The organism is Bacillus cereus group sp. N6, assembly GCF_016483705.1.
Classification (GTDB): Bacteria; Bacillota; Bacilli; order Bacillales; family Bacillaceae_G; genus Bacillus_A; species Bacillus_A wiedmannii.
Map to the genome: position 1 here is coordinate 89763 of NZ_JAEHBI010000016.1, position 9343 is coordinate 99105.

A 9343-nucleotide genomic window follows, 5' to 3' on the forward strand; every position below is an offset into this window, starting at 1 on the left:
GTACAAAGTGAAAAGTAGATGATTTACTTTAGGGGCGATTTAAAATCTTGTATGTAGGAGACGAATTATGTTTCAAGAGAATCGTACAAATGAATTAGTTATATTAAAAGAGATTGCAGAGACGTTGAACACCTCAAATGATACATATCATGTGCTGCAAGCTGTGTTGGAAAAACTGTTGAATGTAACAGGTTTAACGACAGGATGGATATTTCTTGCGGATGAAAATGGCAGATATACAAAATTAATTGATTATCAATTACCAGAGGGATTAAGATTTGAAAATAAACGACCGATGTGTGAGGGGAATTGTTGGTGTTTACACCGATTTGTGGAAGGGAAACTAGAGAAAGCCGTTAATATTATTGAATGTAAGAGAATTAATAATGCGATTGAATATAACTGGGGAGATACAGAAGGGATTGTGCATCATGCGACAGTGCCGCTAAAAGCGGGGGGAGATGAATTTGGCGTATTAAATGTGGCTAGTCCAGGTAAAACGCATTTTTCTGAAGAAGAGTTAGTGCTATTACAATCAGTTGCTTTCCAAATTGGAACAGCATTAAAACGTACAAAATTGTATGAAAATGAAAAGAGAAGGGCTCATTATTATGTAAAGTTAGACCGCTTTATTCAAGCTTTAAGGACGATTCATAAATTTAATGCATTGCCAGAGGAGATTGTAAAGCAAATAGGGAAGTTATTTTTATGGGAGCAAGTTGTATTCTTTATTAGAGAAGAAAATGAACTTGCTGTAAGAGCCTCATGTAAGATAGATGAGATACAAGAGGATTTGAAGTCAGCGGCACAGGAAGCTCTGAAAAAAGAAGAGCCTGTTTTGTTAAAGAGTCAGGTTGGGAATATCGTACATCCTAATCGTGCGGTTATTGCCATTCCCATACATATTCAAGATCATATATTTGGCGTACTAAGTGTAAGTTCGAATAATGGAGAATTTGATATAAATACGATAGATGTAGTACAGGCGTTAGCCAATCATATATCGTTAATGATAGAGAACTTAAGGTTAAATGAAAAGCGCCGAGAACTTGTACGACTGGAAGAACGTAATCGTTTAGCTAGAGATTTGCATGATTCTGTTTCACAAAAGTTGTTTTCATTAACTTTTATGACGAAAGGTGCCGAAGCCGTCTTAAAGGGGAAAAACGAAAAGGTAGATCAGTCTTTGCATGAGATACGTGAGTTATCGCAAGGTGCTTTAAAAGAAATGAGGACGTTAATTTGGCAACTACGTCCAGCGGGATTAGAGAAAGGACTATTACCAGCTTTAAAACAATATGGTGAAAGTTTGGGATTGAAAATTCGGGAACAAGTTACAGGTGTTCGTGATTTGCCACGCGTAGTAGAGGAAGCGTTATGGCGAATTGGACAAGAAGCTTTAAATAACGTAAGTAAACATGCGAATGTCAGAGAAGCGGCGATTTATTTCAAAGTGACGGAGAAGAATGTATCATTAGAAATAGTCGATCAAGGAAACGGCTTTGTAGAGAAGGATATAAAAGAGAAGAAATCACTCGGTATGACTACGATGCGCGAAAGAGTAGAATTAGTCGGTGGAACAATTAAAATTGTAAGTGATAAGAAAAGAACAAGTGTAAAAGTAAATGTACCATTATGATGTGAAAATGAGGGAAGTTTGTGAAAATAAAAGTATTGTTAGTTGATGATCATACAGTTGTTTTAAAAGGATTAGCATTTTTCTTAAGTACACAGGAAGATTTAGCGTTAGTTGGAGAAGCAAATAATGGGAAAGAAGCGTTAGTGAAAGTAGGGGAGACGAATCCTGATGTTGTATTAATGGATTTATATATGCCCGAAATGGATGGTGTCGAGGCGACGGCGTGCATCAAAAAAGAATATCCAAATGTGAAAGTAATTGTATTAACTAGCTTTTCTGATCAGGCGCATGTTTTACCAGCGTTAAGGGCGGGGGCAAGTGGGTATATTTTAAAAGATGTAGAACCCGATCAGCTTGTTGAAGCTATTCGAAGCGCATATAAAGGTAATATTCAATTACATCCAGATATAGCAAATACTCTTCTCTCTCAAACATTACCTGTGGAAGAAAAGGAAGAAGAACCTTCTATTCAAGTGGATGTGCTAACGGCGAGAGAAAATGAAGTGTTGCAGCTATTAGCGAAAGGAATGAGTAATAAAGAGGTCGCTTCTGTTTTAGTTATTACAGAAAAAACGGTAAAAGCTCATGTAAGTAGTATTTTGAGTAAGTTGAATTTATCTGATCGCACGCAAGCAGCATTATATGCAGTGAAAAATGGAATTGTATAAGACAAAAGTCGTAAGACCTAGTTCGCCTTTAGAAGGTGGACTTTTTTTATGGAAAAATACGTCTATGTGAGGACGAAATTGTCTTGATATAAAGATAAAATATGTTTGTAAGCAACAAAACAACAATTACAAGGGATACCTTTTTTGAAAGCATATAACAACAGAAGAGTGAGTACTAGGAGGAAAAACAATGGCAACAGTTTTATTTGTAAAAGCAAACAACCGCCCAGCGGAACAAGCAGTTAGTGTGAAATTATACGAGGCATTTTTAGCAAACTATAAAGAAGCACATCCAAATGATACAGTAGTAGAACTTGATTTATATAAAGAAGAATTACCATATGTAGGCGTAGATATGATTAATGGTACATTCAAAGCAGGTAAAGGATTTGATTTAACTGAAGAGGAAGCAAAAGCAGTAGCAGTTGCTGATAAGTATTTAAATCAATTTTTAGAAGCTGATAAAGTCGTTTTCGGTTTCCCATTATGGAACTTAACGATTCCAGCAGTGCTACACACATATATTGATTATTTAAACCGAGCTGGCAAAACGTTTAAATATACGCCAGAAGGTCCAGTTGGTCTAATTGGAGATAAGAAGATTGCATTATTAAACGCGCGCGGCGGCGTATATTCTGAAGGTCCAGCAGCTGAAGTAGAAATGGCTGTTAAATATGTAGCAAGCATGATGGGCTTCTTCGGTGCAACAAATATGGAAACAGTAGTTATTGAAGGACATAACCAATTCCCAGATAAAGCAGAAGAAATCATTACAGCTGGTCTTGAAGAAGCAGCTAAAGTGGCAAGTAAATTTTAATTGAAAATCGAATCGTCACTCGAAAAAAGTAGCATTAACAGGTAAACGTTAATGCTACTTTTTTATATTTTAAGTTCATCAGCCAGTTTTTCTAATTGAATTCGATCTTGTATGTAATAGGTTCTTCCGTCTTTTTTTAAGTAATTTTGCTGGCAAAACTGGTTTAATACGTATAAAAGATGGCGGTAGCTGACATTTAAGTATTCCGAAGCCTCGGTATGTTTTTCTGTATAACTGTTATTTTGTTCTGTTAATAGAATAAAAGCCGCTAATCGATTTTCGAACGGATAACTATTGTTTTTGGCGTAACTTTCTGTTCGGCTAATTGTTTTTTCGCCGATAAATTTACATAGTTTCTGTAGAAAGGTAGCATCTTGCAATAAAAGATGCTGACAATCTTTAAGAGGGAGCGCTAAGCACATACAATCTTCAATCACTTCCACCGTTTTCGTAACGGATTCAACGCCAATTAACCCTAATTCTCCAATGAACGAAGGTGCTTGAATAAAGTTAATTAAGGAGACCTTCCCGTTTTTGTGACTCATATATATTTTCGCTTTTCCGGAAATTAAGTAATAAAGATAAGGAACATCAACGCCTTCATTACATATCCTTTCTCTCTTTTGAAAGGAATGTAGTTCAGCATACGGTAAGACATTAAAAGAAAAAAGAGTATGGACGTTGTAAGTTTGCATGTAATGAGAGATTTCTTCGCTATTTTTGCTGACTTTCATATTTTCACCTCATGTTTAGTATGAGATATCTCCTATTATGTTTACAAGAAGGAATGATACGATTTACGTAAATTTGTTTTTGTAGAAAAGAGAGTGTGAAGGGCTTATGAAAAAATATAAAACATTGCTATTTGATGTAGATGATACATTGTTAGATTTTCAGAAGGCGGAGAAAATGGCGTTACGTATGCTGTTTGAAGAGAAAGGGATTCCTCTAACTAGCGAGGTTGAAGGGCACTATAAAAAAATTAATAAAAGTCTTTGGGATGCTTTTGAGGAAGGTGAAATGAACCGTGATGAAGTTGTAAATACGCGGTTTTCAATTTTGTTTAAAGAGTACGGGGAAGAAGTAGATGGAGTATTATTCGAAAATAATTATCGTAGCTACTTAGAAGAAGGAGACCAACTTATGCAAGGTGCGTTTGAATTTATAAGTCAAATTCAAAGTGAGTACGATTTATATATAGTGACAAACGGTATTTCTAAGACGCAAGATAAACGTTTACGTAATGCAGGATTACATGCCTTGTTTAAAGATATTTTCGTTTCTGAAGATACGGGATTCCAAAAGCCGATGAAAGAGTATTTTGATTATGTTTTTGAACGAATTCCTAATTTTTCCCCTGAAGAAGGGCTCATTATTGGGGATTCGTTAAGTGCTGATATGAAAGGTGGATATGTAGCGGGAATTGATACTTGTTGGTTTAATCCAGAAAAGAAATCAAATAATAGCGAGATTGTGCCAACATATGAAGTACAAAATTTTGAAGAGTTATACGCGTTATTGAAGCAACGTGTGTAATAAAAATAGGCAGTGGAACTTTTGTCCCTACTGCCTATTTTTATTCGTTTGCAGCTTCGTTATTTTTAGGAAGTGGAAATGCATTACCAATCGCTGCCGCTCCAAGCATCGGTAATAGTAAATTGAGCGGGAAAAACATGAGTAATAGTAATGTTATAGCAATTGGTTTTCTTAATGCATAGCTTGAAATTGCTGTCGTGACGATGGCTACCGAAGCGATTGGATCTATCGGGACAATGGAAGCTATAGCATATCCGATACTAGATCCAGCAAATATAATTGGGAAAATATGTCCACCGCGCCAACCTGTATTTAAACAAACGGCAGTAATACATAATTTTAAAACACCTGAAAGAAGTAGTACCCAGAAAGATAAATGACTCCATTCAACGACTAAATCTTTTAATTGGTGTTCTCCTGAGAATAACGTGTACGGGAGAAAAGTTCCTGTAATTCCTAATAAAATACCACCGATAATTCCAAGTGATAGTTTGTATTCCCTGAAGGGATGGATTAATTTCTCTAATGTGAATTCAAATTTGAAATAAAAGAAACCAACTATAGCACCAATACTAGCGAGTGGTAGAAAGGCGATCCATTCATTAAGAGAAAGGGAACCTTCCCCAAAATCAACGATAAAGGATCCGCGATTATCGAATTTACTAAGTAATAAATAAACGGAAAAGCCAGCGAAAGTGGTAGCTAAATATACAATTGCTTTTTTTCCTTTAGAAAATTCGTTAATTTGCTCACCCTCATTTTCATTTGGAGCTAAATAACCGAATAATGGCGCGTTAAAAATTACACTTAAAGTAGCGCCAATTCCAACCTCTGTTAGTTCGTTCATTCCTTTTAAGGCAAATGTAAAGCGATCCCCTACCCATGTACAAAGTCCACCGATAATTCCAACAAGTGCTGCTTCGGGACCTAAGCTAGCTCCAAATATTAAAACGATAATCGCAGTTAAAGTAGCTTTATGTACAAAACGGTATTCAATTCTACCAGTTTTTTTATATTCACCCATCACTTCCGGCATAAGACGTGGATATATGCCGAAGTATTTTTGGGTTAAACCAACGAGAATACCACCGATAGTTGTTACACAAATAGTGTAATACGGGGGAGAAGAGAAAATAGTAGGTAAGTATCCCCAAATAAAGTGAATGCCGATATTTATTGTAACTAAAAATAGCCAGACTGTAGCTCCTACTATAGAGCCTAAAAGAATGCCGTATAGGACGAGTATATAGTGCATGTCCTTTGTGTTTGTCATGTTATACCTCCGTTATGTAAGTTTTAATGTCGAAAGGATTAAATATGCTACTGTGAAAGGAATATGTATAGTATCTTTTTGAGAGGTGGGCTTATTCAATATATTGAGGTCTCGTGAGAATTTGAAATGTATACAGTTAAACTACTTACTTAATTTTATATAGTAATCGTGGGTTTTAAAAGGTCTTTTTCAAATGGATATGGAATATATTTCTTTTGTTATGCATGTCAAATTCTTTGTATTTAATTTAGAACATTCAGAAAAACTGTTTGACATTAGGAAATTATTGCTATAAAATCAACGGTAATTGCATAGTCTTATCAAGAAAAGGTGGAGGGACAGGCCCGATGAAACCTTGGCAACAGCCGTATAACGGAATTGTGCCAAATCCTGCAGGTAATAATCCTGAAAGATAAGAAAGAGCCTTTAGAGCGTGTTTTCAAACTGCTCCTTTCTTGTTTTCAGGAAAGGAGCAGTTTTTTATTTTGTATAAAAGAAAGGAGAATGAGAGATGGGAGAATCATGGGGAAAAGGAACAATTTGTGTGCAAGGTGGCTATACACCAAAGAATGGTGAACCGCGTGTTTTGCCACTTTATCAAAGTACAACGTATAAATACGATACTTCAGATGATTTAGCAGCGCTATTTAATTTAGAGGCAGAAGGATATATATATACGCGTATTGGAAATCCTACTTTAGCTGCATTTGAGCAAAAGTTAGCGGATTTAGAGGGTGGTGTAGGAGCTGTTGCAACGGCTTCTGGGCAGGCTGCTATTATGCTTGCTGTTTTAAATATTTGTAGTAGCGGAGACCACTTGCTTTGTTCTTCCACAGTTTATGGCGGAACGTTTAATTTATTTGGAGTAAGTTTGCGTAAGCTTGGTATTGACGTTACGTTCTTTAATCCGAATTTAAGTGCTGATGAAATTGTGGCCCTTGCTAATGATAAGACGAAACTTGTTTATGCAGAGTCGTTAGGAAATCCAGCGATGAACGTTTTAAATTTCAAAGAATTTTCAGATGCAGCGAAAGAGTTAGAAGTACCTTTTATCGTGGATAATACATTAGCAACTCCTTATTTATGCCAAGCATTTGAGCACGGAGCAAATATTATCGTTCATTCTACGACGAAATATATTGATGGTCATGCAAGCTCTTTAGGCGGCATTGTCATTGACGGAGGGAACTTTGATTGGACAAATGGGAAATATCCTGAACTTGTTGAACCGGATCCAAGTTATCACGGCGTAAGTTACGTTCAAAATTTTGGTGCAGCAGCGTATATTGTGAAGGCACGTGTTCAATTATTAAGAGACTATGGAAACTGTATGAGCCCATTCAATGCGTATATTAGCAATATCGGCTTAGAAACGCTACATTTAAGAATGGAGCGTCATAGTGAAAATGCTCTCGCAGTTGCTAAGTGGCTTGCTAACCATGAACGTATTGAATGGGTGAATTATCCGGGATTAGATAGCAATGAAAATTACTCGTTAGCACAAACGTATTTGAAAAAAGGTGCTAGTGGTGTTTTAACATTCGGCATTAAGGGCGGATTAGAAGCAGCGAAAGAATTTATCGCAAATGTAAAACTAGCAACTCTCGTAACGCATGTAGCGGATGCACGAACTTGTGTTATACATCCTGCTAGCACAACGCATAGACAATTAAGTGCTGAAGATCAGCGTCTAGCTGGAGTTACATCAGATTTAATTCGTTTATCGGTTGGTATAGAAGATGTTTCTGATATTATTGCAGATTTAGAAGCAGCGCTAGTCGGAGGCAAAGAACATGCCGATCATAATTGATAGAGATTTACCAGCTCGCAAAGTGTTGCAGAAGGAAAATATTTTTGTAATGACGAAGGAGCGAGCAGAAACACAAGATATCCGGGCATTGAAAATTGCTATCTTAAATTTAATGCCTACAAAGCAAGAAACAGAAGCGCAATTACTTCGTTTAATTGGCAACACACCGTTGCAATTAGATGTTCACCTACTTCATATGGAATCACATTTGTCTCGCAATGTAGCGCAGGACCATTTAACGAGTTTCTATAAAACATTTCGTGATATTGAGAATGAGAAATTTGATGGACTTATTATTACAGGAGCACCAGTTGAAACTCTTTCTTTTGAAGAGGTAGATTATTGGGAAGAGCTTAAACGTATTATGGAGTATTCAAAAAAGAATGTAACATCTACGCTTCATATTTGCTGGGGGGCACAGGCTGGCTTGTATCATCATTATGGTGTTCCAAAGTATCCTCTTAAGGAAAAAATGTTCGGTGTATTTGAACATGAAGTTCGTGAGCAACATGTGAAATTGTTACAAGGGTTTGATGAATTGTTTTTTGCCCCGCATTCTCGTCATACAGAAGTACGAGAGAGTGATATTAGAAAGGTGACAGACTTAACATTATTAGCAAATTCTGAGGAAGCAGGTGTTCACCTTGTCATTGGGCAAGAAGGAAGGCAAGTGTTTGCGCTCGGGCATAGTGAATATAGTTGTGATACGTTAAAGCAAGAATACGAACGGGACCGCCAAAAAGGGTTAAATATTGATGTGCCGAAAAATTATTTTAAGCATAATAATCCAAATGAGAAACCACTTGTAAGGTGGAGAAGCCATGGGAATCTATTATTCTCTAATTGGCTGAATTATTACGTGTATCAAGAAACCCCTTATGTATTATAAAAAAAGATTGTGTAACACGTGGCAACGTTTTCTTTGTAAAGATTAACTCATATTTTTCCGAATGTTCAAAAAACATTGTTTTTCAGATTTTTTACTCATATAATTTCATCTAAACACAATTTTTGAGGGGTGGACAGTATTATGAAAGAAATTCAAGTTGGTTTATTAGGTCTTGGGACAGTTGGGAGTGGTGTAGTTCGTATCATTACAGATCATCAAGAGCGACTTATCCACCAAGTAGGTTGTCCTGTAAAAGTAACGAAAGTACTAGTACAAAATATTGAAAAAGAGAGAGAAGTAGAGGTACCTTCTACTCTATTAACACAAGATGCAAATGAAATTTTAGATAATCCAAATATTGACGTTGTCATCGAAGTGATGGGTGGCATTGATGATGCAAAAGCATATATTTTGCAAGCCTTACAGAGCGGGAAGCATGTTGTGACTGCCAATAAAGATTTAATGGCGTTACATGGGGCGGAACTCTTAGCGGTAGCAAAAGATAATAAAGCAGATTTGTTTTATGAAGCAAGTGTAGCCGGAGGGATTCCGATTTTACGAAGTATCGTAGAAGGACTTTCTTCAGATCTTATTACGAAAGTAATGGGAATTGTAAATGGAACGACAAATTTTAGTAACTACTCAGCTTCCTCACGGAAGCTTTTTTAATTTTACTAGTTTCATATGCCTCTCATTTGTAAATACTGAGTA

At 36.4% G+C, this 9343-nt stretch carries 8 protein-coding genes, 1 pseudogene and 1 riboswitch; of the genes and pseudogenes, 7 read left to right on the forward strand and 2 right to left on the reverse strand.

What is annotated here, in order from left to right; genetic code table 11:
- Positions 1-67: 67 nt before the first annotated feature.
- The 3 genes from JDS99_RS13955 to JDS99_RS13965 all read left to right on the forward strand — a co-directional run bounded on the left by JDS99_RS13955 (position 68) and on the right by JDS99_RS13965 (position 3124).
- Positions 68-1639, forward strand: coding sequence for a GAF domain-containing sensor histidine kinase (locus JDS99_RS13955; protein ID WP_061671883.1), 1572 nt, complete (start codon positions 68-70; stop codon positions 1637-1639).
- Between the two features lie 20 nt (positions 1640-1659).
- Complete coding sequence (locus JDS99_RS13960) at positions 1660-2307, forward strand: response regulator (protein WP_088065061.1); 648 nt, start codon at positions 1660-1662, stop codon at positions 2305-2307.
- Positions 2308-2497: 190 nt separating this feature from the next.
- Complete coding sequence (locus tag JDS99_RS13965; protein ID WP_000246726.1) at positions 2498-3124, forward strand: FMN-dependent NADH-azoreductase; 627 nt, start codon at positions 2498-2500, stop codon at positions 3122-3124.
- Positions 3125-3186: 62 nt separating this feature from the next.
- On the opposite strand, the gene JDS99_RS13970 is transcribed toward JDS99_RS13965, so the two are convergent.
- Entirely contained in the window at positions 3187-3858 is a 672-nt protein-coding gene (locus JDS99_RS13970) for a transcriptional regulator YeiL (RefSeq protein ID WP_087981907.1), read from the reverse strand.
- A 106-nt stretch (positions 3859-3964) separates the two neighbouring features.
- On the opposite strand from JDS99_RS13970, the gene JDS99_RS13975 reads away from it, so the two are divergent.
- The gene (locus JDS99_RS13975) at positions 3965-4660 is read left to right on the forward strand and encodes a YjjG family noncanonical pyrimidine nucleotidase (RefSeq protein WP_048542774.1); all 696 of its coding nucleotides are present in this window, start codon (positions 3965-3967) and stop codon (positions 4658-4660) included.
- A 40-nt stretch (positions 4661-4700) separates the two neighbouring features.
- Here JDS99_RS13975 and JDS99_RS13980 read toward each other — a convergent pair whose 3' ends face one another.
- Positions 4701-5933: a chloride channel protein gene (locus JDS99_RS13980; protein ID WP_199695230.1), complete on the reverse strand. Its 1233-nt coding sequence runs from the start codon at positions 5931-5933 to the stop codon at positions 4701-4703.
- A gap of 314 nt (positions 5934-6247) precedes the next feature.
- Positions 6248-6352: riboswitch (SAM riboswitch) on the forward strand.
- Between the two features lie 92 nt (positions 6353-6444).
- Between JDS99_RS13980 and JDS99_RS13985 the strand changes: the two genes are divergently transcribed.
- The 3 genes and pseudogenes from JDS99_RS13985 to JDS99_RS13995 all read left to right on the forward strand — a co-directional run.
- A complete protein-coding gene (locus JDS99_RS13985; RefSeq protein ID WP_000504750.1) occupies positions 6445-7743 on the forward strand; it encodes a bifunctional O-acetylhomoserine aminocarboxypropyltransferase/cysteine synthase in 1299 nt (432 codons plus the stop codon).
- Positions 7727-8632, forward strand: a complete 906-nt coding sequence (metA, locus tag JDS99_RS13990) for a homoserine O-acetyltransferase MetA (RefSeq protein WP_088065059.1) — start codon at positions 7727-7729, stop codon at positions 8630-8632. Before JDS99_RS13985 ends, metA begins: the two co-directional genes overlap by 17 nt.
- Positions 8633-8773: 141 nt before the next feature.
- Positions 8774-9265: pseudogene (locus tag JDS99_RS13995) on the forward strand (homoserine dehydrogenase); the annotation flags it as partial.
- Between the last annotated feature and the right edge of the window lie 78 nt (positions 9266-9343).